Below are 26,777 nucleotides of genomic sequence, written 5' to 3'. Positions count from 1 at the left end.
GGTAAATTTTTTGAAAGATTTACCGCTTTTTATTTAATCCAGAAAATTATGTTTAAAAATTTCCAAAATAAATTGCAGTCACAGATTAGATTCAAGTCGGTTTTTACCATTATAGCGCTATCTTTTTTTCTTTTGGCAGCAAACTCTTGTAATAAAGAATTTAAACCAGAAAAAGGTGGGATAGATCTCATCTCCAATGTTTATGTAGATGCTTCAAAAGGTTTGAATAAAGTGCAAAATTTTCATATTTCTCGATTGAATTATCTGCACGATGATTTAATTGAAGTTATACCCGATCTAACTTTTCCAGAAATAACTGACCAAATTTTTTATATAAAAGATTCGCTTTGCTTCAAAATTAATTCAGAACAAAGTAAAAGCACGATTCTTTCTGAAATATATAAAACGGAGAAGCCAATTTTAACTTTGAAAAAACAAGCAGGCGCAATTTTTTCTGATGAATGGATTCCAAACTACTTACATCGAAAAAACATCAGCGATACGGTTTTATTCAAGAAGAATTATAAAAGGTTTGAGATCAATTCCAAAGAAAGTTTCTCTAGATTTTACATTTATCCTACCGATACCATTTTGCCTTATTCAATCTATCGCCACGCTGAAAAAGACTATGGTGGAAGATTGGAACGCATAGATTCTTACAACAAAAAGAAAGATGTTTTTGTTACGCTCCAATTGATAACAAGAAAGAATTGGGACAATGAGGCCAAGGAGATTTTTGATTTTAATGCTTTTGTAAAGAAGAAAAAGTAATGGCTGTAGATTCTCGATATTACTCTGAAGATGAAGTTCAACAGATTTCCAACAGTGTTTCTTTAGTGGGTTATTTTCAGCATTTACAAGATCAGAATGTTGTGAAATTTGACCGCAAAATTGGGGACGAATATTATTTTTTGACAGATGATAATAAATATTCTGTATCTACAAATGGCTATTATGATTTCAAGTCAGATGAAGGCGGACAGATATTAAAAGCAGTAATGAATTTTGAAAAATTAGACTGGAAAGATTCTCTGGAATTCGTAAAAAAATTTAATCAAAACTTTATGCAATACGACAATAGCGGGGGGAATGTGCAATCAAATTTATTGAAAGATGAAAGTAAATCTGTAGAAATACGCGTTACAAATTTATTCGCTCCAAATAATGAGAGGTTAATCGCCTACTTTGAAGGTAGGGGAATTTCAAAGCAGACTTTGGTAGATCATACAATTCAAGTTCACTACGAAGTCGGAGACAAAAATTATTTTGGAATTGGAATTGAAAATATTTCCGGTGGTTTTGAAATTCGTAATGCTCTGATGAAATCCAAAATTGGGAAAAACGATATTTCAGAAATAAAAGGCACAAAAGATGAAGTGGTAGTTTTTGAAGGAATGACGGATATGCTATCCTTTGCGCAACTTTTGAAAGCCAATAATCAAAAAAATAACAGAACGCTCGTAAGTCTTAATTCCATAACAAATCTTGACAAGTTTTTAGAAAGATACAAGAATTACAAGGGCAAGATATTTCTTTGTTTGGATGGTGATAAAGCCGGAAACGACGCCACAGAAAAGATTTTAAATTTTTTTACTGATAAAGATGTTAAAGACATTCGAACATTATACAATATAATAGAAAATGGAAATAATGATCTAAATGAGTATTTGCAAAATAAACTTAAGATTCAGAATAAAAATATTAATTTAGTAGAACAAAATACCGGAGAAAATGAAAACCTCAAAATCCAATCAAGAACAATTAATAGAAAATCTGGCGAAAATCTCAAATCCGAACAAGAAGCAGATAAAACAAGCGGACAAAGATTGGGCATCGAAGATGTTGGAAATGGATATGCAGAATCAAAGCGGATCGATTTACAAGGAAGAAGAGTTGGAAAATCCATTAGAAATTCACAACAAGAAAATGCTTCAAAAAATGAAAGCGGAGAAATTAGGCTGGACGGAAAATTAGAAGAAAATATAAATAATTCGTCAGAATTAGAAATCCTAATTCAAAAATATAGAGGTCAAAAACTGACCAATGAGCAAGTCGCAGAAGTAGTTTCTGTGGCTTGTTTTGTTTCTGAAAATGGTAAGATTTTAATCAATGAAAATATTATAATTTCAGATGACCTGAAAGATATTTGCAATCAATATAAACCTGGTGGAATTGTAAAAAATGGACGTGGTATTTTAGATGAATATTACACCGATACCAGAATTGTAGATGCTGTTCAAAATTTAATTAAATTTCATTTTAAAAATAAGGATGAAATTTCAGTTTTAGAACCGAGTGTTGGTACTGGACAATTCATAAATGCAGCCGAAGGATTAGCCATAAAAACGAATGTTACTGCATTTGAAATTAATAAAATTACAGCCAAAATCGCAAAGATATTTCATCCGGAAGTAGAAATTAATCTTCGGTCTTTCGAAACAGAATTCATTGATGAAAAGGGGATTAAAAAAGATGTAACTAAATTTTCTGAAAAGTATGATCTGGTAATTGGTAATCCACCATATGGCGAACATAGAGGTCTTTACAAAGGTTTAGGAGAAGAAAGTAAAATATTAAAGTACGAAGATTACTTTATAAAGCGTGGTGTAGATTCTTTAAAAGAAGGTGGCATCTTGGCAATGGTTGTTCCCTCTGGCTGGATAAACCGACAAAAAAACATGAATAACGCTGAAGTATTGAATGCTTATCGTCTGCCAAGTGGTGCTTTTGCGGGAACACAAATCGGGACAGACATTATAATTCTTAAAAAGGATAATAAATCTATCAATCAAAATCTTTCTGATTATTTTCAAAGCAATCCTCAAAATATTCTAGGTGAAATTAGAGAAAAAACAAATAGGTTCGGTCGTTTGGAATTCTATATTCATGGAAATTTAGAAGAAGCACTAGGACTTTTAAATAATCTTGGGAATAAAAAAGAGACTGTCCGCATTGGAAATCTTTTTGAGGATTTAGATATAAATGAAAATATTACTGAAAAGAAGAAGAAAGCAGAAGATGTTGTTCCAGAAATACCGATGATTATTGTAAATAAAACATTGAATGAAAATGAAAAACTCAAACAAGAAGTTTTAGAAAAATTAGAGATAGTACTGTTAAATCTGAATGCTTTAAAATTCAAGTCACCTTCTGTACTTTCGCAAATAAATCAATTTTCAAAATTAAAAGTTCAAATTTCCGGCGACGTAGATAATTTATCAGTCACAAATTTAACGGATACAATTGACAAAGCAGATAAAATAATTCAATTCCAAAAAAGTAAAAATCCTGAATATGAAATTCAGTCTCAACCACTAATAAAGAAAGGAATTCTGAAATATCACTTTGTAAAAAGTGATAAAATTGTTGATGCGTCTTTACAAAACAGTTCAGATATTACAGATGCTCAAATTGCAGCATTCAAGGCTACTTCTTATGATGGAACAATTGAAAATCACACCCGACATTTGGCGTATGCTAACTTTCAAGATGGAAAGTATGTTCATGACTTCTATTACGCTGAAGGAAATATTTATGCGAAATTAGATCAACTGGAAAAGGATTTTAAAGAAGATTGGGGAATTGCAGGTCTGGAAAAGAAATATTATGAAAAGCAAAAGGCACTTTTATTAAATGTATTACCTAAACTAAAAACATTAGTCGAAATTTCAATTAATCCAAATCATGAGTTTGTCCATAAATTTAATTTAGGTCAAATTGAGAAAGAACAATACAACCATGAAAAAAGAGAAACTGAAATGGTTATTGTCGATTATAATTTGTCAGAAAAATTTAAGGACTTCGTAGGTAATTTACCAAATGATGCTTTTGCAGGCTCATCATCTTGGGAAGTGAAAAGTTTTGTAGACAACGAAACTGTAACGGGCAGTGATAAAGAGCGAAATGCATTGATTAGAGACCGTAGAAAAATTGCAGCAAAAGATCTGTTTTCAAAATTCATTTCAGAGGAATTATCAGATGATTTGAGAGAGCGATTTGTAAAGGAATTCAACAAAAACTATAATCATATTCACGTTCCGGACTATTCTAAATTCCCTTTATTTTCAAAAATCTATCAAAATTTTAAAGGAACAGAATTAAGATTGACAGAGGTTCAGAAATCTGGAATAGGAAGGCAAACTACTAAAGGCGTTGGACTTTTAGCGCATGAAGTTGGTTTCGGAAAGACATTATCTGGCATACTTTCTTTACATGAAGCGATGCAACGCGGAAATTCTAAAAAACCACTGATTGTTGTTCCTAATGATAGTATTTTAAAACAGTGGGTAGAAACTATTTTTGAAACAATTCCAGATGCTAAAGTTAATGTATTGGGCAATTTGGGGAATGATTATGATCTTTCTAAATTTGATAATAAAGACGGAGAAATAACCATAGTAACTTATGCTGGGTTTAATAATATTGGATTTTCAAATGAAATTACCGAAGAACTGTCCTCAAAATTCAAATATATTTCCGCAAGCGAACTGAAGGGTGTTACAAATACCGAACGAGAGGAACAGATTGAATTGCAGAAAGAAAAAGAGATTGAAGGGAAAATGAAACGTGGTAAGATATATGATTGGGAAGATTTTGGTTTTGATCATTTAACCTACGATGAAATTCATAATGCAAATCACATTGTGGAGAAAGTGAAAATTGAAGACCGACGGTTTTCTTCAGATTTTAGAAATCAAAATCAACAAACTTCTAAATTGGGAATCAATACTTGGATGGCTTGTCAATACATTCAGGACAGACAAAATGGAAGAAATGTAACGCTACTTTCTGCAACTCCGTTCACGAATAAGCCACTAGAGTACTATTCCATTCTTTCTTTGATCGCCAATAAAAGATTGGAAGAATCCGGATATTTTAATGTGAATACATTCTTCGAAACTTTTATGGAGGCAGACAATGATATGGAAATTGACGCAAAAGGAGATATTAAATTTAAAGCAAATGTTAGGAGGTTTAAAAATAATCAGTTATTTCAGCAATTACTTTCAGAATTTATAGATATTAAAGGCGAGGAGGATAATCTGGAATTAATTCGTCCTAATAAAATCAATAAAGAATATAAAATTGAACAGAATGACTTGACGAAAGAGCAATACGATTTACTGAATGATAATCTTGATTCAGAACTGGCTGGAGCAATCTTAACCCACATTTTGAATGCTCGCTTAATAGCTTTCTCGCCTTATCTATCAATTTATTATAATGGTGAGGAACCAACTTTAAGTGAATTTATAGAAAATTCGCCAAAATTATTTGAGATGATGAATCTGATCAGACAAAATAAAAAAGATATTCCTAATTCTGGGCAGATCATATATTCTGAATTGGCTGTGGCAGAATTTCCGAAATTGAAAGAATATCTAATACAAGATCTAGGATATAAATCCCAAGAAGTAGGTGTTATTACTGGTGGGACGAGTAAAAAACAACGAGTATCAATTCAAGATGATTTTAATGCTGGCAAAATTAAAATTGTAATTGGGAGTGAAGCCATTCAAGAAGGTATGAATCTTCAAGAAAACACAACAGATGTTTACATGCTCACTTTACCATATAATTTTACATCTCTTCGACAGGTTGAAGGTCGAGCGTGGCGACAAGGCAACAAAAATGAAAATGTGCGAATTAACTTTATGCTGACCAACGACAGTATCGATGTATTCATGTTGCAAAAATTGCAGGCAAAACAGGCGCGATATATAGAAGCAATGAAAAAAGGCGCAAATGTTTTAGATATTTCGGACATCAGCACTCAAGAATTGAAAACTTCAATCATTACAAATCCTGAAACCAGAGCAAAAATTGAAATAGAATTACTGAAGAAAAAGTTAGAAAGTGAGAAGAATAAATATCTTGCCGATATTGCATTTGTTTTAAGAAAATATGAAGATTATACAAAAGTTCAATCCGAAGTTTACAAAGCGGAAAATGCTTATAACAGAATTTTAGAATATTCAAAAAATAGCGAAGACGTGAATGCGAATTATTGGGAAACGCAATTAGTATCTTATCAAAAAAATAAAGATTTAGCCAAAGCCGAAGTGCATAATACCATTTTGAAATTATCTGAAAAAGGCGTGAATGTGACGGAGATAGAAATGCAATCTCAAACAACTGCAGATAATATTGCTAAAATTGATGAACAACTTGATGAGTTGCCTTTTATTGAAATGGATTTAATTAAACAATATGATGATGAGAAAAAAACGAGACTGGAATTAAGCGGGAATACAGATTTTGTAAAGGAAAGAGAACGTGAAAATGAACGCCTATTTAAAAGTGAGATTTCTGCACTGAAAATTGATCAAGTATTAAAAAGAAATGAAAGTGTGCAAAACCCACTTCTAATTCCAAATGAAAATTATTCTCGACAATCAGCAAGATAGTTCAAAATTAAAATGAAACTATGTAAAAACAAAAATCAGGAACATTAGTCCCTGATTTAGTCCCTAAAACCTATAAGTTATTGATTTACAGACTTGTTTGTGGAGTTGGAGGGATTCGAACCCTCGTCCAAACAAGCAATACATAAGATTTCTACATGCTTATTCTGCAGTTAATTTTCGATTGCAAACAGAGCACAGACACCCAATTTACAACTTATCTTCTTTGTTTTTCGATTCTGAACCGAAGTCTTTCAGAACTTATTTCCGCATTGCTATGCCTCAAAATCAAACGCCGCAGAACGAAGCATTTGGGAGACATCTTGCTTCCTTACTATACTTCGGGAAAGCGCAAAATCCTACTATAATTCAGATTATGCTGCAAGAGCAAACTCTTGGTCGCCAGTTAAAGTTTTGTGACAAGGGATTAAAGAGATCGCGTCACGGTTCTCTGCATGCTTACTTACACATCGATCTTGCTGTCGAAACCAGTCAACCCCAGTTTGTAAGACCACAAAGTTAAGCAAATTTTTATTATTGCTTTCGTCAAATGTTATTAAAGGAAATTCTAAAATGTAAATTTCAATTGTGTTTTGATAGGATAGACTTGTTGAAAAGATAAAAAAACTCAAAATGTTCTGTAAAAGATTTCACTTCTGAATCGATTATTTTTAAATATTAAGTTTAATTTAAAGAAATATAACAGATTCTTCACTTCACTTTGTTCCACTCTGAAGGACAGAAAATAGAACAGTTTCTTCGCTTCACTTTGGTCCTCTCTGGATGTTAGGAAAAATACACATTCTTTTCGCTTCAATTTGAATGACGAATAAAAAAGGCGAACAAAAGTCCGCCTAATTATATTTAAATAAGAAATTTAAGATTTACCTTCCTTCGCTTTTAAAGCTTCTTTATCTTTATCCGAAGGATTCCAAACTTTTATTTCATCGTTTTTATCAATTCCAGAAAGTATTTGAACATTAATTCCATCAGAAGCGCCCAATTTTACATACACTTTTTTGAAGCTTCCATCTTTTTGTTTTACTTCCACATAAGGTTTGTCTTCACCTTTTACTTTTTCATATTGAATTAAAGCTTCATCTAAAAGCAAAGCATTTTTTACAGAACTTAAAATAATTTCACCATTTGCGGAATATCCTGCTCGAATATAATCTCCGGAATCATTATAAACATCACCTTCAATGTTGAATTTTATAGTTCCATTAGAATCTGTTCCTTTCGGTGCAATCATCGTTACTTTTCCTTTAAAAGTTTTATTTTGAAGCGCGCCAATTACGATATTCATTTCCATTCCTTCTTTCAATTTTCCGGCTTGTGCCTCATCAATTGTTCCTTTAAATTGTAACGAATTTAAATCTGCAACAGAACAAATTGTAGTTCCCGCGTTGAACGAATTGGCTTCAATTACTTGACTCCCTACTTTTACAGGAACTTCTAAAACCGTTCCTGAAACTTTAGAACGAACTTGTGTACTTGCCAAACTTTGTAATTCTGGAGTTGCGCCAGTTCTTACAATTTGCAATTGCTTTTGAGCTGTATTTAATTGTTGTACTGCGTTTTTATATGCTTGTTGTGTAGAAACCAATTGTTGTTGCGCTGTAATAAATTCTTGTTTAGAAATCACACCCTGCGAATATAATTTTTGTTGCATTGCAAATTGTTTTTGTTGGTTATCAACATTCATTTTTGCGTTACTAATTTGCAATTGTGAATTTCTAATTTGTTGTTGCGCATCATTCACTTGGGAAAGATTTGGTATGATTTTAATGGTTGCAATCAATTGTCCTTGAGAAACTTTATCTCCTTCTTTTACCAATATTTTATCAATAATTCCGGCAACGTTTGGTTTAATTTCTATTTCTTCACGGGGAACAATATCACCTGTTGCCAAAACTTTATCATCCATATTTTGAACGACGGCTTTTTTGGTGAGAAATTGCTCACTTTTTTTAGAATTAGAATTTACGAGATATCTAATTCCCATTATTAAAAGCAGTAAAAAGAACACACCTAAAATAGTGTAAATGACTTTTTTTGCAGTGAATTTTTTCTTTTTCATATGTTTAGTTCTATAGTTTTATTTAAAATTTATTCTGTTCTTAAAGCTTCTATTGGTCTTATTTTTACGGCTCTTTGCGCAGGAATCATTCCGATGATTAATCCGAGAAAAACCATCACAGCCATTGCAGCGAAAACTTCACCGTAATTTACAGTTGGATTATAAAATGGAAATTTATCTTGACCTGCTGTTAAATTATTTAAAAGCATCAAAAGAAAAATCCCAAAAATAAATCCTAAAAGTCCGGAAGTAATTGTAATAACGACACTTTCTAATAAAATTTGATTTCGAACTTCAGCTGGTTTTGCACCAAGAGCGCGCCGAATTCCAATTTCTTTGGTTCTCTCTTTTACTGTAATTAATAAAATATTTGAAATTGCAATGACGCCTGCTAAAATTGTGAGTGTTCCAACTACGATTGTTAATAATTGCATTCCTGTCAGAAAACCTGTTAATTTTCCAAACATTGTTCCAAAATTAAAACTTCCAAATGCATTAGAATCGTCTGGTGAAACATTGTATTTGGCTTTCAATTCGTCTTTTACATTATCTTCCAAAACTTTAAGATCTGTATTTCCTTTTCCTACAATGGCGAAATAACCTACTTTATCGCCGTCATTATACATTTTTGTAAAGGTTGTAAAAGGAATATAAGCAGAATTATCATTTCCAATTGCTCCGCCCTGTCTTTTAACTCGAAAAACTCCAATAACATTGAAAAATAATCCTTTTACAGTAATGGTTTTGCCAATTGGATCTTCATTTTTTTTGGCATCAAAAAAGTTTTTATAAATTTCTTCGCCAATTACAATTACTCTTTTATTTCCGGCGATATCTGCATCGTTAATGTAACGCCCAAAAGTTAAAGTTTTTTCTGAAATTTTATTTCCTATAGGATAATCTCCATTTAAAGTATAAGTGGCGTTTTTGCCATTTTTTGAAAATAGTTCTCCTGCACTTCCAAAATTTCCACGTGAAGTTTGTGGTGAAATATAATCAATTGTTGGGATTTTTTTCTCTAAAACAGCGATGTCTGGTAAATGCAAATCCATTTTTCTGCCTTTCGGGAAACCATCATAAGGAATGGTTGTGTTTTGTGCCCAAAGAAAAATTGAATTTGTTGCAAAACCTGCGAATGCTTTATCAAAACCATTTTCCATTCCTTTTGCTGCACCCAAAAGTGAAACAAATAAAAACATACCCCATCCAACTCCAATCATGGTGAGAAAAGTACGGAGTTTATTATTCCGTAAAGAATGATAAATTTCCTGCCACGTATCAATTTTGAAAATAATGTTCATATTTTAGTTTTCAGTTGATGGTTTTCTTTTGATAGTTATTTTTTGAAATCTTTAATTTTAATCTTTAAATCTTTATCTAAAATTATTATTCAGTTCGCAAAGCTTCAATTGGTTTTATTCTACTTGCTCTAAAAGCGGGAACGAAACCAGAAATTAATCCTGCAATAACCAAACAAACGAAGGCAACCATTATTAAACCCCATCCAACAGAAGGATCTTTTATAAAATATTTTTCTAAACTATCGCCGACTAAAGCCAAAGTTAAAACACCTAAAGCTACACCTACAATTCCGGAAATAACAGTAATTACAACACTTTCTTGAATAATTAATCCTACAATTGAACTTGGTTTTGCACCGATTGCTTTCCGAACACCAATTTCTTTGGTTCTTTCTTTTACGATATAAACCATTATGTTACTAATGCCAATAATTCCAGCTAATAAAGTTCCCAAACCAATAAAACCAACAATTAAAGTAATAATTAATAAAAACTGAAAGGTGTTTTTCATATTACTTGCATTATTTCTAACAATAACTGCATTTTCATCGTCTGGTGAAACTTTCAATCTTTTCTTTAAATCTTTCTGTAGTTTATCGCTATAGTTTATGGCTTCTTCTGGTGAAAGTTTTGGATTATAAGTTAAAGAAATTTGATTTATGGTATCTGATCCTTTTTTTAATTGTTGAAGTGTAGAAATAGGAATGGTAATTTTTCGTTCTGCAAAATCTCCTGCGTCGTCTGAAAAAACGCCAATCACTTTAAAAAATGTTCCATTTAAATTTAAATCTTTACCAATTGGACTTCCATTTTTTATCAAATCACGCTGCACCATTCTACCAATTACAGCTACTTTTTGTTGATTATCAACATCTCCATTACTTATAAAACGACCATCTAAAACTTTTTGGTCTTTTACAAATTTATCTTCTGGACCTGCGCCGTTAATTTGGTAAGAACCACTTTCTTTACCATATTTTACAAGCATATTTGCATTGTAATTTGGTGTGGAATATTCCACATTTTCAGGAGTGTCATTAATAACACTTTCATAATCTTTGTTCTGTAAAACCACTTCTCGGTCCGATTGTAAACCGTCAAAAGCAATACTTGTTTTCCCTGTAAAAACAGAAATTAAATTGGTTGCGCCACGTGTAAATCCTTCGGAAAAAGCATTTTTTAAACCATTTCCAATTCCAAATAAAACAATAAAAATAAATAATCCCAAAGCTACTGTAAAGCCAGAAAGTACCGTCCGCAAAACATTACTGCGGATAGATTCAAAAATTTCTCTCCATCTATCAATATCAAACATATTTACAAAATTCTTTGGGTAATATATTCATCACTTTCTATAACGCCATCTTTTAAAATGACATTTCTTTTAGTTTCTGCAGCTACGTCTGGTTCGTGAGTTACCACAATGATTGTTTTTCCGCCATTATTAATTTCCTGCAACAATTTCATAATATCAAAAGTAGTTTGAGAATCCAATGCTCCGGTGGGTTCATCTGCTAAAATTACTTTTGGATCGGTTATTAAAGCGCGCGCAATGGCAACTCTTTGTTTTTGTCCACCAGACATTTCATTCGGTAAATGACTTGCCCAATCCGCTAAACCTACTTTTTCTAAATATTCTAAAGCACGTTGGTTGCGTTCTTTTCGTGGTACATTTTGATAATAGAGTGGAAGTGCTACATTTTCTAAAGCGGTTTTGTAGCCAATTAAATTAAAAGATTGGAAAATAAATCCCAAAAATTTACTTCTATATTCTGCCGCTTTTACTTCTGATAAATCTTCAATGGGAAATCCATCAAGTTCATAAGTTCCAGAATCTTTTTCATCTAAAATCCCAATAATATTTAAAAGTGTAGATTTTCCGCTACCGGAAGAGCCCATGATTGAAACAAATTCACCTTCATTAATGGTTAAATCAATCCCTTTTAAAACAAGCAATTTGTTTTTACCGATGTCATAAGATTTGCGAAGGTCTTTAATTACTAACATTAAGTGAAGTTTTTGTTTTTGTAATTGGTAGTTAGATTTTAAAATTTGTTACAGTATTATCCGCTAAAAAATATTTAAGAAGTGTTTAATCTCTAAACGTTATTTATATTATATTTTAAATATTTTGTTTAATTAAAATTGAGCTACAAGCCACTTTTTCAATGACAATTTTTTGTAATCATTTGATACCAACTATTCTATGTCATTGTGGAAAACTTTTAGACTTAAAAACCACAATTTTATCCAAATATGGCAGTTTTCATTTTTAATTTCGCCTTGCAATTTCTACATTTGTAAGCACGGCTATTTAGAGTTTATTTTATCACTTTTGAGATTTTTTATTTTCTAAAAATCTCATTTACAGTTTTTTAAAATTTATTCTGCTGTAAAATATTTAATTATTTCAATTTCTAAATCATTTTAATTATGGGCATTTTCGACAAACGAGTTAGTTATAAACCTTTTGAATATCCAGAAGTTCTGCAATTTGTAGAAGCGATTAATAAATCATTTTGGGTACATTCTGAAGTAGATTTTACCGCAGATATTCAAGATTTTCATTCTCAGTTAGAACCGCACGAAAAAAACGCCATCAAAAATTCACTTTTAGCGATTGCACAAATTGAAGTTTCTGTAAAAACGTTTTGGGGAAATCTTTACAGCCATCTTCCAAAACCAGAATTAAACGGTTTGGGTTCTACTTTTGCAGAATGTGAATTTCGTCACAGTGAAGCTTATTCCAGACTTTTAGAAGTTTTAGGTTATAATGATGATTTCACTTCTTTAGTAGAAGTTCCTGCGATAAAAGAAAGAATTAATTTCCTCGGAAATGTGCTAAAACATTCCAATTCTACTACGCCAAAAGAATATGTTTCTTCACTTTTGCTATTCAGTATTTTGATAGAAAATGTGTCGCTTTTCAGTCAGTTTGCGATTATTTTATCATTCACAAGATTTAAAGGTTATCTTAAAAATGTGTCAAATATTATTGGTTGGACTTCCGTAGATGAGCAAATTCATGCCAATGCAGGGATTTATTTAATTAATAAAATCCGTGAAGAACAACCTGATTTATTAACCGATTCTGACATTGAAGATATTTACACTTTGGTAGATCAGTCTGTAGATTTAGAAGCAAAAATTCTGGATTGGATTTTTGAAATGGGAGAAATTGATAATATTTCAAAAGAAGATCTTTATAATTTTATGAAATATAGAGTGGATGACAGTTTGAAAAAAATTGGAATGGCAACTCGTTACAACATCACGCCGGAACAATACCGTCCGATGATGTGGTTTGAAGAAGAAGTTTTCGCCAATTCTATGGATGATTTCTTTGCCAAAAGACCGACAGATTATACAAAACACGATAAAAGTATTACAGCGAACGATTTGTTTTAAATAAGAGTCAAGATAAATAAGCAAAATCAATTTGCTTCAAAACTAAAAATATTGTACTTGGTACATTTATGAAATAAAATATGGAAGAACAAACTGAAATCTGGTGGCTGAACGAAGAATCTGAGCAAATGCTAAATCGCGGTTATTTGCTGAAAGGCGAAACCGTGGACGGCGCGATCGACAGAATTACCGGCGCAGCTGCGAAACGACTTTATAAACCAGAATTGCAACCTGCTTTCAAGGAAATGATCACAAAAGGCTGGATTAGTTTTTCTTCTCCAGTTTGGGCAAATATGGGAACGCAACGCGGTTTGCCGATTTCTTGTTTTAATGTTCATATTCCGGATAATATTGAAGGAATTACGCACAAATTGGGAGAAGTCATTATGCAAACCAAAATTGGTGGCGGAACTTCGGGTTATTTTGGAGAACTTAGAAATCGCGGAACTGCAGTGACAGACAACGGAAAATCTTCCGGCGCGGTTTCTTTTATGAAATTATACGACACGGCGATGGACGTGGTTTCGCAAGGCGGCGTTCGTAGAGGCGCTTTTGCTGCATATTTGGATATTGATCACGGTGATATTGAAGAATTTTTATCGATTAAAGATATTGGAAGTCCGATTCAGAATTTATTTACAGGAATTTGCGTTCCAGATTATTGGATGCAAGATATGATAGACGGCGATTTGGAAAAAAGAAAAACTTGGGCAAGAGTTTTGGAAAGTCGTCAACAAAAAGGTTTGCCGTATATTTTATTTTCAGATAATGTTAACAGAAATAAACCTCAAGTTTATAAAGATTTAGGTTTGATGGTAAATGCAAGTAATCTTTGCTCGGAAATTATGTTGCCTTCTACAGCAGATGAATCTTTTATTTGCTGTTTGTCTTCAATGAATTTGGAATTGTTTGATGAATGGAAAGATACAAATGCGGTGAAATTAGCAATTTATTTCTTGGATGCAGTTTTATCTGAATTTATAGAAAAAACTGAAGGAAATTATTATTTAACTGGCGCAAGAAATTTTGCGTTGCGACACAGAGCGCTTGGTTTAGGCGTTTTAGGATATCATTCTTATTTACAAAAAAATAATATTCCGTTTGAGAGTTTTGAAGCAACGCAATTTAACGCAAGAGCTTTTAAACACATTCGTTCCGAAGCCGATATTGCGAGTAAAGAATTGGCAAATATTTATGGCGAACCTGAGTTATTAAAAGGTTACGGAATGCGAAATACAACTGTAATGGCGATTGCGCCGACAACTTCCAGTTCCGCAATTCTGGGACAAACTTCTCCAGGAATTGAACCTTTTGCGTCTAATTATTACAAAGCCGGTTTGGCGAAAGGTAATTTTATGCGGAAGAATAAATATTTGGCTAAATTATTACAAGAAAAAGGTTTGGATAATGAAGAAACTTGGCGTACAATTATGTTGAATCACGGTTCTGTTCAACATTTAAAAGAACTAACCGACGAAGAAAAGTTGGTTTTTAAAACTTTTAAAGAAATTTCTCCAATGGAAGTGATTTCACAAGCGGCGCAAAGACAGCAATATATTGATCAAGCGCAAAGTTTGAATTTAAATATTCCTTCTACAATGCCAATAAAAGATGTGAATTATCTTTACATTGAAGCTTGGAAAAAAGGTGTGAAAACTTTGTATTACCAAAGAAGTTCTTCGGTTTCTAAAGAAATGATGGTAAATTTTGTGAGTTGTAGTTCTTGTGAGGCGTAAAAGTTGCATAGAGATTTAAAGGCGAAAAGCAAAGGCTGCAGAAAATTTTCTGTGGCTTTTTTTTATTTATTGTATAATAATTTTGGATTTTAAATCTTTGCAGATTTTAGAGGTTGCACAGTTTTTTTATAAATTTCAATCAGGATTATTAAAGAAACATGGATGAAAAATCTTCGTTTTTTTTATCTTTGTTAAAACTAAAATCTTATTTCTACCAAATAAAACCTCAAAAAAAATGAAATTCGGACAAGTCCCAGATCCTTCAGAAATTGATTTTACATTGCCGAAAGATCATCCAACAACCAAAGAAATTTTAAAGAAAAATAAATCCAAAAAATTTCAGGCTTTTGTGGGTTGTGCTAAATGGAATAAAACCGATCTGAAAGGATTTTATCCAAAAGGGACGAAAGATGAATTAACATATTATTCCACACAATTTAATTCTATAGAGTTAAATGCCACTTTTTATAAACTTCCGACACCAGATCAGATTTTAACTTGGAAAGATAAAACCCCGAAAGATTTTAAATTTTTCCCCAAAGTTTCCAATACAATTTCCCATTTTAAAAGATTAAAAGATGTGACGGATGTTGTAACGCTTTATGCCACTGCAGTTTTAAATTTCGGGGAAAAATTGGGAATGGTTTTTCTGCAACTTCATGATAATTTTAAACCAAAAGATTACGACAGACTTGAGAAATTTATTAAAGATTGGCCGAAAGAAATTTCTTTGGCAATAGAATTAAGAAATGAAGAGTGGTTTGCAGATGGAGAAATTTTTAACAAAATAATGTCACTTTTTGAAAAGAATAATGTTACCAATATTATTGTAGATACGGCGGGACGAAGAGATATGCTTCACATGAGATTAACTACGGATTCTGCATTTATAAGATATGTAGGTGCAAATCATGAAAGTGATTATGAACGTTTCGACGACTGGATTGAAAGAATTAAAATTTGGAAAAAGGAAGGTTTAGAAAATCTTTATTTTTTTGTGCATCAGAACATCGAAAAAGCATCACCTTTACTTTCCGCTTATTTTATTGAGAAACTAAATAAAGAAGTTGGAACTAATCTTCACATTCCGAAATTGGAGGATAAGAATCCACCACTTTTTTAAGTATTTTTAAATTAATAAAAGCTTAAAAAATTTTTAAAATCATCTACTGTTTTTTATTTTTAAAAAATAATAGAAGACCTTATTGTCTTTTATTGAAAAATTTTATAATTTAGCAGAAATAAAACTCAAACCATAATAAATGTTTTCAAAGTCTTGTGAGTACGCCATTCGAGCCGCAATTTACGTGACGAAGCAATCAATCAAAAAGCGGAAAGTGAGTCAAAAAGAAGTGGCAGAAAAAACACATTCTCCACAAGCTTTTACCGCAAAGATTTTGCATAAATTAGTAAAAGCCAATGTGTTAAATTCTACAAAAGGACCAAATGGCGGATTGTTTGTTGAGTTTGAAAATTTAGAAAAAATAAATTTGTCACATATTGTAAAAGCAATTGATGGCAATAGTTTATTTGAAGATTGTAGTTTGGGATTAAGTAAATGTAACCCCAGGAAACCTTGCGTTTTGCATGAACAATTTACACATATCCGAGAAGAAATAAAAAAATCATTAGAAAGTACCACTTTAGCGGCTCTCGCGCATCAAGTTTTAAGTGGAGAATCTTTCCTTGTAAGAATGAAATAATAATTTTAAAAGAGTTAAAATTTTACTTTATGAATAACAGTCTATTTGGAGAATCTGGCATACAAATTACAATGTTGCTAATTCTTTTGCCCATAATTTTAGCACTCATTATTGGTGTTGTAAAATTATATTCATCATATCTTAATCTTAAAAAGAGGAAAGAACTTTCAGATTTTAATAAATCTTTAGGAAATTTATCACCCGAAGAATTGAAAGCTTATGAAAAGAGGCAACAAGAGTTGGATTACAATTTGCCCAAAAATATTTTGTCGGGTACTCTTGAGCCAGCTGACAGCAAAGGAATTATTACAGGAATAAATACTATTGAAAGTTTACGTGTTATTCCAGCAAAACAAAGCACAGAAGCACAGAAATATGTATCTATACTTTTAACAAAACTTATACTTTATTTCTTAGGAACAGCTATTTTATGGTTGGTTATTGGTACTTCTGTAGGTGAATATTTAGGAATAAAATTCGTAGCGCCCGATGTAGATCACCAAAGTTGGTTAAGTTTTGGAAGATTACGACCAGTTCATACTAATATGGTTTTTTGGGGGTGGGCGTCGCTTGCAATGGTTGGTTTAACTTATTACGTAATTCCTAGAGTAAGTAATGTTAAAATTTTTAGTTTAAAACTTGGGTATTATTCTTTAATTTTAATAAATGCCTCAGTTTTAATTGGAAGTATTTCATTAATGGCAGGTATTAATAATTCTGGTGGGGAATACAGAGAATACATTTGGCCAATTATGGCGCTTTTTGCAATTGGAGTTGCCATTTCTTTATATAATTTTTTAAAAACGATTGCAAGAAGAGTAGTTGCAGAAATGTATGTTTCAAATTGGTATATTATTTCTGCGATGATGTATGTTTTGGTAATTGTACTTACAGGTTATCTTCCTTTTTGGGGAAATGGTTTAGGAAATACTATTACACAAGGATATTATATGCACCAAGGAGTGGGAATGTGGTTTATGTTTTTAACATTAGGTTTGATGTATTATTTTCTTCCACAGCAACTTAATAAGCCAATTTATTCCTATAGTTTAGGGATTTTGGCATTTTGGACACAGATTTTATTTTATACTGCACTCGGAAGTCATCATTTTATTTTCAGTCCAATTCCGTGGTGGTTACAAACGGTTGCAATTGTTTGTAGCGTTGGAATGATAATTCCTGTAGTTGCAGGAACAACTAATTTTCTACTCACATTTAATGGTTCTTGGTATAAATTGAAAACCAGTTATACTTTGCCATTTTATTTAGTAGGTATAATTTATTATTTTTCAGGTTCATTGCAAGGAACAGCAGAAGCATTTCGTTATACGAATTTAATGTGGCACTTTACAGATTTTACTGTAGCACACTCTCATATGACGATGTATGGAATTATCACATTTATGCTTTGGGGATTTATTTACACACTTGTTCCACGCTTAACAGGTAAAGAACCACATAAAACTTGGGTAGGAATTCATTTTTGGTTGGCTTTCATAGGACTTTTATTTTATATTATTTCATTAATGATTGGTTCTACAGAAAAAGGATTGCTTTGGATGGCAGGAAAACCTTTTGTGGATGGTTTAACTCTGATGGCGCCATATTGGTTATGGCGTGCAATTGGAGGAACAATGATGTGGATTTCTCATTTAATTTTCGCTTATAATTTTTATCAAATGGTTAATAAAAAAGAAGAAATTTTTATTCCAAAAACACCTTCTGAGATTTTGGAAGCTAAAAGAATATTAACGAATCAAGAATTTAACACAACAAAAAATTAAGAATATGAAAATTTATAGTAATCACAAGTTGCTTTTCTGGACCGCACTTTTATTTTTTGTATTTCTTACTTTAAATGTTTGTATTCTTCCAGCTCTTACGTCTCAAGAGATTTATCAACCGTTACCAGACTCCAAACCATTAACTCAAGAAGAAATGGCAGGTAAAAAGATTTATGTTGAAAATGGTTGCATTGCTTGTCATACTCAACAAGTTCGTGAAGTAGAAATGGATAAATCTTTTGGATCTAGACCAAGTATTGCTGCAGATTATGCGCGAGATAAAAGATTAAGTTTTTGGCAAAATACCGCCACTTTATTAGGATCAGAAAGAACTGGTCCAGATTTAACAAATATTGGTGCAAGACAATCCAGTAAAGATTGGCAGTATTTACATCTTTATCAACCGCGATCTTTAGTAAAACAATCTGTAATGCCTTCTTACAGATGGCTATTTGAAGAAAAAGATTTTTTACAAAAAGGAGATGTGGAAGTAAAAGTTCCAGACGAATATAAAGATCACAAATTTAAAGTAATTGTTGCTACTAAAAAAGCACAAGAATTAGTTGCTTATCTTTTGTCGCTAAAACAAACACCGTTACCAAAAGGAACTGCACCCGTAGAATTTATTTATAAAAAAGAAGCAAAAGCTACCGAAGGTAAAGCAGCCGCAGGCGGACTTCCAGATGGTGGTGAATTATTTACTGCAAATTGTTCCGCGTGTCACCAAACAACAGGTCTTGGTTTACCAGGCGCATTTCCTCCTTTAAAAGGTAGTCCTGTAGTTTTGGGTGATAATATCGAAATGTATGTTACAATTATTATGAAAGGTTATACAGGTAGACCTGGTTATGGACCAATGCCTTCAGTTGGTACAACGGCAAATTTTACTCCAGAAATGGTAACTGCAATTATGAACCACGAACGTTCTTCATGGGGAAATAATGCGAAACCAGTAAAATTAGAAGATGTAAAAGCCATAATGGAAAAAATAAAATAAGAAAAAATGAAAAATTTAAAACAAAAATTAACATTAATATTTTTATTGATTATAAATTTTACATGGGCTTGTGAAGCATGTAAATTAGCTCAACCAAAACTTACCCAGAGTTTTACTCACGGCGAAGGTCCACGCGGAAATATTGATTGGGTAATTGTTGCAGTTGTGGCAATAATCGTAGTTTACACCTTAATTTTTTCCATAAAATATTTGGCAAAACCAGGAGAGAATAAGCATACTCACATTAAATATTCTATTTTACAAGATTAAAATTTTAAAAAATGACTAAAGATCACAGTAAAGTTTTTCTCTTCATAGATGATGAAAAGCAACCAATAGCAGAATTGGAAACGCCCATTGTTTTTAATTTTGACACTACTAAATTAACCGATGGTGAACATATTTTAAAAATTGTGAGCAAAGCTATGTCGGGAAGAGAAGGGATACGAAATATTAATTTTACCGTGAGGAATGGACCTTCAATAAGCGTGGAAGGATTGAGCGAAAATGATATTGTAGACGGAAGTTTGCCTTTAATGATTAATGCACATGACAAAGGAATGTCAAAAAGTTTTGTGATTGAAGGTAGTGAAACACCCCAAACAATTCCCGTTTGGGTTTGGGTCTTAATTATGATTATTGCGGCTTGGTCGGCGTATTATTTTATTACAGAATATTCTAACGGAATTTTTTAGTTTTAATAAATCTTATAAAAAAAGCAGATTTCCCTTGAAAAATCTGCTTTTTTTATTAAAGTTAAACTATTAAAATTTAAACAGCTTTCACAATAAAATAATTTTTTTTCCCTTTTTGAAGTAATAAAAATTTTCCATCAATGAAATCTTTTGTGGTAATTTGAAAATTTTCACCGATTTTTTCCTTATTTAAAGAAATAGCATTTCCTGCAAATTCGCGTCTTGCTTCACCTTTAGATTTTAAAAACCCAGATTGTTCCGACAATAAATCAACAATATTTCCATTTAAAATTTCTGCTTTTGAAATTTCTTTTTGCGGAACGCCGTTAAAAATTTCCAAGAAAGTTGCTTCATCTAAAGCTACTAAGTCTTCTGCAGTAGATTTTCCAAACAATATTTGTGATGCTTTTACGGCTTTTTCACATTCTTCTTTTCCATGAACCCAAACCGTCACTTCTTCTGCTAATTTCTTCTGCAATTGTCTTTCGTGTGGCGCTTCTTCGTGTGATTTTATTAAATTATTAATTGTTTCTTCAGATAGAAAAGTATAATATTTAATGAATCTTTTTGCGTCTTCATCTGTGCAATTAAGCCAAAATTGGTAAAATTTATAAGGTGAAGTTTTCTTCGGATCTAGCCAATAATTTTCTCCTGCTTCACTTTTCCCAAACTTAGAACCATCTGCTTTTGTAATCAATTGAACGGTCAAAGCAAACGCTTCTCCTTGCACTTTTCTTCTAATTAATTCCGTTCCTGTCGTGATATTTCCCCATTGATCGGTTCCACCCATTTGGAGTTTCACGTTTTTATTTTCATAAAGATGCAGAAAATCAAATCCTTGAATTAACTGATAAGTAAACTCCGTGAAACTCATTCCTTCCGCACCATTTTCACCGGTCAATCTTTTTTTTACAGAATCTTTCGCCATCATATAATTAACCGTCAGATTCTTACCAATATTTTTCACGAAATCTAAAAAAGAAATTTCTTTCATCCAGTCAAAATTATTTACCAATTCTGCTTTGTTCGCTTCATTTCCTTCAAAATTTAAAAAATGTGATAGTTGCTCTTTTAAGCAAGAAACATAGTGATTTAAAGTTTCCTCATCCAGCAAATTTCTTTCGCTAGATTTTCCACTTGGATCGCCAATCATTCCCGTTGCACCGCCGACTAAAGCAATTGGTTTATGACCGTGCTGCTGAAAATGTGCTAAAATTTTTATTTGAATCAAACTTCCAATATGAAGAGAATCCGCAGTGGGATCAAAACCGATGTAGCCCGAAGTCATTTCCTTTTCCAATTGTTTTTCAGTTCCAGGCATAGAATCAGCGTAAAGTCCGCGCCATTTCAGTTCTTCAATAAAAGCGTTCATTTTTTTAAATTTAAGTTGCAAAAATAAATATAAAAATTGTCTTTAATGTAATTTGCGTCAAACTTAGTAAACTTATTTCCTTTATAATTCATAATTTTAAAATCAATATTTTTATTTGGGCAGCTTTTTCCGCCCTCCGTTCCCGCTTTTTTGTTCGTCGTTCCTCCTCACAAAAAGAGCTCCACTCAGGTCGGGCTGCAAGAAATCGCCATTTTCAACAATTTTCATCAAAACAACGTTATCATTTTTAGGCGGAATTGAAATTTTAAATATTTATATAGACTAAGATTTTACATAATAAAAATATTTGCGCTCTTTACAAAAATCTCTGCGGTCTTTCCGTGAAACTTCGTCTGAAAGCATTCTAATTAAATCTAAAAAAATCGTAATTTTAAAGAAAATTTTTCTCTCATGAATTATGGAATAGATCAGTTCACTTTTGAAGATGTTTTAAAAATTATAGAAAGCCCAAAAATTGCAAAATTAAACGCAAAAGCAAAAAAACAAATTACAGAATCTCAACAAAATGTAAAGAAAATAATTGCTTCAGACCGAACAGTTTATGGCATAAATACAGGTTTCGGACCTTTGTGCGACACTAAAATTTCAGAGGAAGAAACCGCACATTTGCAACATAATCTCATTATTTCTCATGCTGTGGGAGTCGGAAAACCAATTTCTAAAAAACTTTCAAAAATAATGATGGTTTCCAAAATTCACGCGCTTTCAAAAGGTTTTTCGGGAGTTTCTTTAGAATTGGTAGAACGTTTAATTTTAATGCTCGAAAAAGACATAATTCCTGTAATTCCAGAGCAAGGTTCTGTAGGTGCTTCCGGAGATTTAGCGCCTTTAGCTCACATGGTTTTACCGCTTTTAGGTTTAGGAAAAGTCTGGGAAAATGAAATTCCTGTTCCAACATTAGAAATTTTAGAAAAATTCAATATTGATCCTTTAATTTTAGGTCCAAAAGAAGGTTTAGGTTTGATAAATGGAACACAATTTATTTTAGCACATTCCATTTTAGGATTAGACAAATTCGAGTATTTATTAGATCTCGCCGATTTAACTGCAGCGATGAGTTTGGAAGCGTACCGTGGTTCTGCAAGTCCTTACAAAAAAGAATTACATGAAATCCGCCCATTTGAAGGAAGCAAAAAAGTGGCTTCAAGAATGAGAAAATTCTTAAAGAATTCTGAAAATCTTTACGCCCACGAATTTTGTGATCGAGTGCAAGATCCTTATTCAATGCGTTGCGTGCCGCAAGTTCACGGCGCAAGTAGAAACGCTTATGAACATTTAAAAAAATTAACGGAGATTGAGCTTGATTCTGTCACAGATAATCCAATTATTTTATCAGATGAAGAATCCATTTCGGGTGGAAATTTCCATGGGCAACTTTTAGCACTTCCTTTAGATTACGCCACTTTAGCTGCTGCAGAATTAGGGAATATTTCGGATAGAAGAAGTTATTTGCTTTTGGAAGGAAAATATGGTTTGCCAAAATTATTAATAGAAAGTAGCGGATTAAATTCTGGCTTTATGATTCCGCAATATACTTCTGCAGCGCTAGTTTCAGAAAACAAATCGCTTTGTTTTCCGGCTTCCGCAGATTCTATTCCTACAAGTTTGGGGCAAGAAGATCATGTTTCAATGGGAAGTATTTCGGGAAGAAAATTTAACCAAGTTCTCGGAAATTTAGAAAATATTTTAGCAGTAGAATTAATGTTTGGCGCGCAAGGTTTAGAATTTAGAAGACCTGCAAAATGTTCAAAATTTGTAGAAAATGCATTTGATTTAATTAGAACTAAAGTTCCGAAATTGGAGAATGACCGTTTAATTGGCGAAGATATTTTAGCAATTGCAGATTTAATTAAAAGTAAAACTTTTGTGGTTAATTAATTTTGTAAAAATATATTTTCAGACCAAATCTTTTTAGTTTCAAACTTTTAGCTTTTTACTTTTGCCTTTTTACTTGAAACACTATCTTTACACCAAAATTTTTCTAAAATGATAGATTGGAAAACGGTAAAAGAATATGAGGATATCACTTACAAAAAATGCAATGGTGTAGCGAGAATCGCAATAAACCGACCAGAAGTACGGAACGCATTTCGCCCAAAAACAACTTCAGAATTATACGATGCATTTTATCACGTTTCAGAAGATTCTTCCGTAGGCGTAGTTTTGCTTTCTGGAGAAGGTCCAAGTAAAAAAGATGGAATTTGGGCTTTTTGCAGTGGAGGCGATCAGAAATCTCGTGGAGAAAAAGGTTATGTTGGAGAAGATGGGCGTCACAGATTAAATATTTTAGAAGTTCAAAGATTGATACGTTTTATGCCAAAAGTTGTGATTGCGGTTGTTCCAGGATGGGCAGTTGGAGGAGGTCATTCTTTGCACGTCGTTTGTGATTTAACTTTGGCGAGTAAAGAACACGCTATTTTTAAACAAACCGATGCAGATGTTACAAGTTTTGACGGCGGTTATGGTTCAGCTTATTTAGCAAAAATGGTTGGACAAAAAAAAGCCAGAGAAATTTTCTTTTTAGGAAGAAATTATTCAGCGCAAGAAGCTGCAGATATGGGAATGGTAAATGCCGTAATTCCCCACGCAGAACTTGAAAATACAGCTTATGATTGGGCGCAAGAAATTTTAGGAAAATCGCCAATGTCCATCAGAATGCTGAAATTTGCAATGAATTTAACGGACGACGGAATGGTTGGTCAACAAGTTTTTGCAGGTGAAGCAACTAGATTAGCTTACATGACGGACGAAGCAAAAGAAGGCAGAAATGCGTTTTTAGAAAAAAGAAAACCAGATTTTGGTAAGGATAATTGGATTTCTTAACATAAGTAATTAGCAATGGGAAATGAGTAATAATTACCCATTGCTAATTACTAATTACTTATAATTTATGAAATATTGGATTAAAGCCGCACGTTTGCGCACACTACCGCTTTCGATGAGCGGCATTATTCTCGGCTCTTTTATCGCAAAATGGCGACTAAATTTAGACGGAAATACCTGGGACTGGAAAATTTTCGCACTCGCAATATTGGTGACACTTTTATATCAAATTTTATCAAACTTCGCCAATGATTACGGCGACGGAATTCGTGGAACAGATGAAAAAAGAGTAGGAGAATTGCGCGCAGTTGCAGCTGGACATATTTCTGCATCGCAAATGAAAATAGGGGTAATTGTTTTGTCAATTTTATCTTTGCTTGCAACAATTGCACTTTTATATGTGGCTTTTTTACCGGAACATTTACATTCTTTTTATGTTTTTGTTGGATTGGGAATTGCGTGTATTTTAGCCGCAATTGGCTACACAATTGGAAAAAAACCTTATGGATATTTCGGTTTAGGCGACATTTTCGTTTTCGTTTTCTTTGGTTTGGTTTCCGTTTGTGGTAGTTATTTTCTCTTTACTAAAAGTTTTTCTTGGGATATTTTATTACCTGCAACTGCAGTTGGATTGTTTAGTACCGCCGTTTTAAATCTAAATAATATGCGCGATATTGAAAGCGATGCAGAAAGTGGAAAACACACTTTTGCTTTACGTTTGGGTTTTAAAAAAGCGATGGTTTATGAAATTATTTTGCTTCAATTGCCTTTAATTATTATGCTTGCGTTTATGCTGATTAATAAATTGCATGAAACAAATCATTATTACGCTTTTCTTTTTATTGTATTATTTTTACCCTTAATGGCAATTAGGCGAAGAATTATGGATGTGAAAAAGCCGCACGAACTCGATCAATTTTTAAAACAAGTAGGAATTATTTGTTTTACAATGAGCGTTTTGGTGGCGATTGGTTTAAATTACTTTAATTAAAAAAAACAAAAAAATGAAAATTAAATTTCTCGGTCAAAACTGTTTCCTCTTCACTTACGATGGAAAAACAATTTTATCAGACCCATTTTACAACATCCAAAAAGAAAAATCTGGTTTTGATATTTCTGTCCAAAAGATTGATTATATTTTAATTACACATGCACACGGCGATCATATTGCAGATGTGGAAGAAGTTTTAAAGTTTCATCCAGAAGCTACAGTTATCGGACAACCAGAAATTTGCGGTTATTTTAAAGCAAAAAATAATATTGATATTAATTTTGGAGGTTCTGCAAAATTTTCAGATCTGAAAATCTCAATGGTTCCCGCGTCTCACACGAGTTCTTTCCCAGATGGAAGTTATGGTGGTGAACCTTGCGGTTATATTTTTAGATTTCCAGGTATGAATATTTATTTCGCCGGAGATACAGGTGTAATGGCAGATATGGCGTATTTCCCCCAATTATTTGGTGAGATTTCTTTGTCCATTTTACCGATCGGTTCGCATTATACAATGTGTGCGAGAAAAGCGAGTTTTGCTGCAGCAGAATTATTAAAATGTCCGAAAGTAATCGGTTGTCATTTTGATACTTTTGATGCGATTAAAATTGACCACAATGTGGCGAAAAATTTATTTATCGACAGAAATGTAGAATTAATTTTGCCCGAATTAGGCGAAGAATTTTCAGTTTAAAGCAAAAAAAAGAGAATAAAAATTCTCAAAATTTAAAATAAAAAAATGGCAAGCGATCTACATCACACCGCTACAACCGATTACCTTTGCTGCGTTCCCACCCTGGAGGATTCTCAGGAGCTGGTTGTGTAGGACTTGCCGGTGCAAATATACAAATTTTAATAAAATTTGAAAACAAAATCTAACTATGAAACAAAATTCAGTTGTAAAAGGGCTTATCTTATTCATTCTCACGATGATAATTTTCTTCGTGGTTTATTATTTTTATAACGGTCTTCATTATTTTGAAACAACGATGATGATGAATTCCTTTGCTTTGCCAGTTCTTTATGCACTTGTTGCTTTTTTTTCTGTTCGACAAATTTGGAAGAAAGAACATACTATAAGTTTTAAAGTTGCATTTAAAAATTCTTTTTTACCCATGTTTATTGGAAGTATTTTATCGCTTTTCGCTATTTTTTCTTTTCTAAATTTCGTAGATCCAGCTGCAAAAGATATTTTAAATTATCAATTTACTCAGACTAATAAAAATGAATTGCAACAAGTTTACAATAAAGAAAAAGCACGTTTAAAAACCCAGAAGGAAATTGATGATTTAAATAAAGATTTTAATGAAAGTATGCAAAGTTTTAGCAAAGAGCAATTGAAAGGAAAAGATGTTTTTACTTTGAAATATTTTTCTTATTATTTTGGTGCGATTTTCTTATTTGATGCTGTTTTCTCTTTCTTTATGGCTTCTTTTTTTAGAAGTAGAAGTCCAAAATAATT

At 32.3% G+C, this 26,777-nt stretch carries 20 protein-coding genes and 2 other RNA genes; 15 read left to right on the top strand and 7 right to left on the bottom strand.

From position 1 onward, the window contains the following. The first annotated feature begins 48 nt into the window (after positions 1-48). Together ACN0WB_RS06450 and ACN0WB_RS06445 are read left to right on the top strand one after the other, a co-directional pair. The gene (locus tag ACN0WB_RS06450) at positions 49-771 is read left to right on the top strand and encodes a hypothetical protein (protein WP_417430017.1); all 723 of its coding nucleotides are present in this window, start codon (positions 49-51) and stop codon (positions 769-771) included. Then, positions 771-6,407: a helicase-related protein gene (locus ACN0WB_RS06445; RefSeq protein ID WP_417430015.1), complete on the top strand. Its 5,637-nt coding sequence runs from the start codon at positions 771-773 to the stop codon at positions 6,405-6,407. Before ACN0WB_RS06450 ends, ACN0WB_RS06445 begins: the two co-directional genes overlap by 1 nt. 97 nt (positions 6,408-6,504) lie before the next feature. Here ACN0WB_RS06445 and ssrA read toward each other — a convergent pair. The 5 genes from ssrA to ACN0WB_RS06420 form a co-directional block, all read right to left on the bottom strand. Further along, positions 6,505-6,904: a transfer-messenger RNA gene (ssrA, locus tag ACN0WB_RS06440) on the bottom strand. Positions 6,905-7,281: 377 nt separating this feature from the next. Then, entirely contained in the window at positions 7,282-8,484 is a 1,203-nt protein-coding gene (locus tag ACN0WB_RS06435; RefSeq protein WP_417430013.1) for an efflux RND transporter periplasmic adaptor subunit, read from the bottom strand. A 29-nt stretch (positions 8,485-8,513) separates the two neighbouring features. Then, positions 8,514-9,785, bottom strand: a complete 1,272-nt coding sequence (locus tag ACN0WB_RS06430; protein ID WP_417430011.1) for an ABC transporter permease — start codon at positions 9,783-9,785, stop codon at positions 8,514-8,516. 85 nt (positions 9,786-9,870) lie between these two features. Continuing rightward, on the bottom strand, positions 9,871-11,100 hold the full coding sequence (locus ACN0WB_RS06425) for an ABC transporter permease (protein ID WP_417430009.1): 1,230 nt from the start codon (positions 11,098-11,100) through the stop codon (positions 9,871-9,873). A gap of 2 nt (positions 11,101-11,102) precedes the next feature. Beyond that, the gene (locus ACN0WB_RS06420) at positions 11,103-11,792 is read right to left on the bottom strand and encodes an ABC transporter ATP-binding protein (RefSeq protein ID WP_417430007.1); all 690 of its coding nucleotides are present in this window, start codon (positions 11,790-11,792) and stop codon (positions 11,103-11,105) included. Between the two features lie 426 nt (positions 11,793-12,218). Between ACN0WB_RS06420 and ACN0WB_RS06415 the strand changes: the two genes are divergently transcribed. The 8 genes from ACN0WB_RS06415 (at position 12,219) to ACN0WB_RS06380 (ending at position 20,108) form a co-directional block, all read left to right on the top strand. Then, positions 12,219-13,193 (top strand): ribonucleotide-diphosphate reductase subunit beta, encoded by a 975-nt coding sequence (locus tag ACN0WB_RS06415; protein ID WP_417430005.1) that lies wholly within the window; start codon positions 12,219-12,221, stop codon positions 13,191-13,193. Between the two features lie 80 nt (positions 13,194-13,273). Beyond that, positions 13,274-14,929, top strand: coding sequence for a ribonucleoside-diphosphate reductase subunit alpha (locus ACN0WB_RS06410; protein ID WP_417430003.1), 1,656 nt, complete (start codon positions 13,274-13,276; stop codon positions 14,927-14,929). A 235-nt stretch (positions 14,930-15,164) separates the two neighbouring features. Beyond that, the gene (locus ACN0WB_RS06405) at positions 15,165-16,052 is read left to right on the top strand and encodes a DUF72 domain-containing protein (RefSeq protein ID WP_417430001.1); all 888 of its coding nucleotides are present in this window, start codon (positions 15,165-15,167) and stop codon (positions 16,050-16,052) included. Positions 16,053-16,191: 139 nt separating this feature from the next. After that, the gene (locus tag ACN0WB_RS06400; RefSeq protein ID WP_417429999.1) at positions 16,192-16,632 is read left to right on the top strand and encodes an RrF2 family transcriptional regulator; all 441 of its coding nucleotides are present in this window, start codon (positions 16,192-16,194) and stop codon (positions 16,630-16,632) included. Positions 16,633-16,661: 29 nt separating this feature from the next. Beyond that, complete coding sequence (locus ACN0WB_RS06395) at positions 16,662-18,416, top strand: cbb3-type cytochrome c oxidase subunit I (RefSeq protein ID WP_417429997.1); 1,755 nt, start codon at positions 16,662-16,664, stop codon at positions 18,414-18,416. Between the two features lie 4 nt (positions 18,417-18,420). Further along, positions 18,421-19,413: a cytochrome c gene (locus tag ACN0WB_RS06390; protein WP_417429995.1), complete on the top strand. Its 993-nt coding sequence runs from the start codon at positions 18,421-18,423 to the stop codon at positions 19,411-19,413. A gap of 6 nt (positions 19,414-19,419) precedes the next feature. Beyond that, on the top strand, positions 19,420-19,683 hold the full coding sequence (locus ACN0WB_RS06385) for a hypothetical protein (protein WP_417429993.1): 264 nt from the start codon (positions 19,420-19,422) through the stop codon (positions 19,681-19,683). A gap of 11 nt (positions 19,684-19,694) precedes the next feature. After that, positions 19,695-20,108: a cytochrome C gene (locus tag ACN0WB_RS06380; RefSeq protein ID WP_417429991.1), complete on the top strand. Its 414-nt coding sequence runs from the start codon at positions 19,695-19,697 to the stop codon at positions 20,106-20,108. A gap of 76 nt (positions 20,109-20,184) precedes the next feature. Here the strand turns inward: ACN0WB_RS06380 and tyrS are convergent, their stop codons facing one another. Next, positions 20,185-21,480: a tyrosine--tRNA ligase gene (gene tyrS / locus ACN0WB_RS06375; RefSeq protein ID WP_417429990.1), complete on the bottom strand. Its 1,296-nt coding sequence runs from the start codon at positions 21,478-21,480 to the stop codon at positions 20,185-20,187. A 411-nt stretch (positions 21,481-21,891) separates the two neighbouring features. On the opposite strand from tyrS, the gene hutH reads away from it, so the two are divergent. The 4 genes from hutH to ACN0WB_RS06355 all read left to right on the top strand — a co-directional run bounded on the left by hutH (position 21,892) and on the right by ACN0WB_RS06355 (position 26,009). After that, complete coding sequence (hutH, locus tag ACN0WB_RS06370) at positions 21,892-23,379, top strand: histidine ammonia-lyase (RefSeq protein ID WP_417429988.1); 1,488 nt, start codon at positions 21,892-21,894, stop codon at positions 23,377-23,379. Positions 23,380-23,487: 108 nt separating this feature from the next. Beyond that, positions 23,488-24,324 (top strand): 1,4-dihydroxy-2-naphthoyl-CoA synthase, encoded by an 837-nt coding sequence (locus ACN0WB_RS06365; RefSeq protein WP_417429986.1) that lies wholly within the window; start codon positions 23,488-23,490, stop codon positions 24,322-24,324. 67 nt (positions 24,325-24,391) lie between these two features. Further along, positions 24,392-25,315 carry a 1,4-dihydroxy-2-naphthoate octaprenyltransferase gene (gene menA, locus ACN0WB_RS06360; RefSeq protein WP_417429984.1) on the top strand — a complete coding sequence of 308 codons (924 nt, stop codon included), beginning with the start codon at positions 24,392-24,394 and terminating at the stop codon, positions 25,313-25,315. Between the two features lie 13 nt (positions 25,316-25,328). Continuing rightward, positions 25,329-26,009 (top strand): metal-dependent hydrolase, encoded by a 681-nt coding sequence (locus ACN0WB_RS06355; RefSeq protein WP_417429983.1) that lies wholly within the window; start codon positions 25,329-25,331, stop codon positions 26,007-26,009. Positions 26,010-26,052: 43 nt separating this feature from the next. On the opposite strand, the gene ffs is transcribed toward ACN0WB_RS06355, so the two are convergent. Continuing rightward, positions 26,053-26,150: signal recognition particle sRNA small type (ffs, locus tag ACN0WB_RS06350), an RNA gene on the bottom strand. 46 nt (positions 26,151-26,196) lie between these two features. Here ffs and ACN0WB_RS06345 point away from each other — a divergent pair. Then, positions 26,197-26,775 carry a DUF4199 domain-containing protein gene (locus ACN0WB_RS06345; RefSeq protein WP_417429981.1) on the top strand — a complete coding sequence of 193 codons (579 nt, stop codon included), beginning with the start codon at positions 26,197-26,199 and terminating at the stop codon, positions 26,773-26,775. Positions 26,776-26,777 lie beyond the last annotated feature (2 nt).

The organism is Halpernia sp. (assembly GCF_048269545.1).
GTDB lineage: Bacteria > Bacteroidota > Bacteroidia > Flavobacteriales > Weeksellaceae > Halpernia.
This window is presented reverse-complemented; position numbering and strand designations above follow the sequence as displayed.

What these genes read in the sequence shown, in the direction of transcription:
- ACN0WB_RS06445 (WP_417430015.1), top strand. Translation starts at nt 771, where the DNA reads ATGGCTGTAGATTCTCGATATTACTCTGAAGATGAAGTTCAACAGATT.
- ACN0WB_RS06390 (WP_417429995.1), top strand. Translation starts at nt 18,421, where the DNA reads ATGAAAATTTATAGTAATCACAAGTTGCTTTTCTGGACCGCACTTTTA.
- ACN0WB_RS06410 (WP_417430003.1), top strand. Translation starts at nt 13,274, where the DNA reads ATGGAAGAACAAACTGAAATCTGGTGGCTGAACGAAGAATCTGAGCAA.
- ACN0WB_RS06365 (WP_417429986.1), top strand. Translation starts at nt 23,488, where the DNA reads ATGATAGATTGGAAAACGGTAAAAGAATATGAGGATATCACTTACAAA.
- ACN0WB_RS06395 (WP_417429997.1), top strand. Translation starts at nt 16,662, where the DNA reads ATGAATAACAGTCTATTTGGAGAATCTGGCATACAAATTACAATGTTG.
- ACN0WB_RS06355 (WP_417429983.1), top strand. Translation starts at nt 25,329, where the DNA reads ATGAAAATTAAATTTCTCGGTCAAAACTGTTTCCTCTTCACTTACGAT.
- ACN0WB_RS06430 (WP_417430011.1), bottom strand. Translation starts at nt 9,785, where the DNA reads ATGAACATTATTTTCAAAATTGATACGTGGCAGGAAATTTATCATTCT.
- ACN0WB_RS06405 (WP_417430001.1), top strand. Translation starts at nt 15,165, where the DNA reads ATGAAATTCGGACAAGTCCCAGATCCTTCAGAAATTGATTTTACATTG.
- ACN0WB_RS06435 (WP_417430013.1), bottom strand. Translation starts at nt 8,484, where the DNA reads ATGAAAAAGAAAAAATTCACTGCAAAAAAAGTCATTTACACTATTTTA.
- menA (WP_417429984.1), top strand. Translation starts at nt 24,392, where the DNA reads ATGAAATATTGGATTAAAGCCGCACGTTTGCGCACACTACCGCTTTCG.
- tyrS (WP_417429990.1), bottom strand. Translation starts at nt 21,480, where the DNA reads ATGAACGCTTTTATTGAAGAACTGAAATGGCGCGGACTTTACGCTGAT.
- ACN0WB_RS06400 (WP_417429999.1), top strand. Translation starts at nt 16,192, where the DNA reads ATGTTTTCAAAGTCTTGTGAGTACGCCATTCGAGCCGCAATTTACGTG.
- ACN0WB_RS06425 (WP_417430009.1), bottom strand. Translation starts at nt 11,100, where the DNA reads ATGTTTGATATTGATAGATGGAGAGAAATTTTTGAATCTATCCGCAGT.
- ACN0WB_RS06345 (WP_417429981.1), top strand. Translation starts at nt 26,197, where the DNA reads ATGAAACAAAATTCAGTTGTAAAAGGGCTTATCTTATTCATTCTCACG.
- ACN0WB_RS06450 (WP_417430017.1), top strand. Translation starts at nt 49, where the DNA reads ATGTTTAAAAATTTCCAAAATAAATTGCAGTCACAGATTAGATTCAAG.
- ACN0WB_RS06385 (WP_417429993.1), top strand. Translation starts at nt 19,420, where the DNA reads ATGAAAAATTTAAAACAAAAATTAACATTAATATTTTTATTGATTATA.
- ACN0WB_RS06420 (WP_417430007.1), bottom strand. Translation starts at nt 11,792, where the DNA reads ATGTTAGTAATTAAAGACCTTCGCAAATCTTATGACATCGGTAAAAAC.
- ACN0WB_RS06380 (WP_417429991.1), top strand. Translation starts at nt 19,695, where the DNA reads ATGACTAAAGATCACAGTAAAGTTTTTCTCTTCATAGATGATGAAAAG.
- hutH (WP_417429988.1), top strand. Translation starts at nt 21,892, where the DNA reads ATGAATTATGGAATAGATCAGTTCACTTTTGAAGATGTTTTAAAAATT.
- ACN0WB_RS06415 (WP_417430005.1), top strand. Translation starts at nt 12,219, where the DNA reads ATGGGCATTTTCGACAAACGAGTTAGTTATAAACCTTTTGAATATCCA.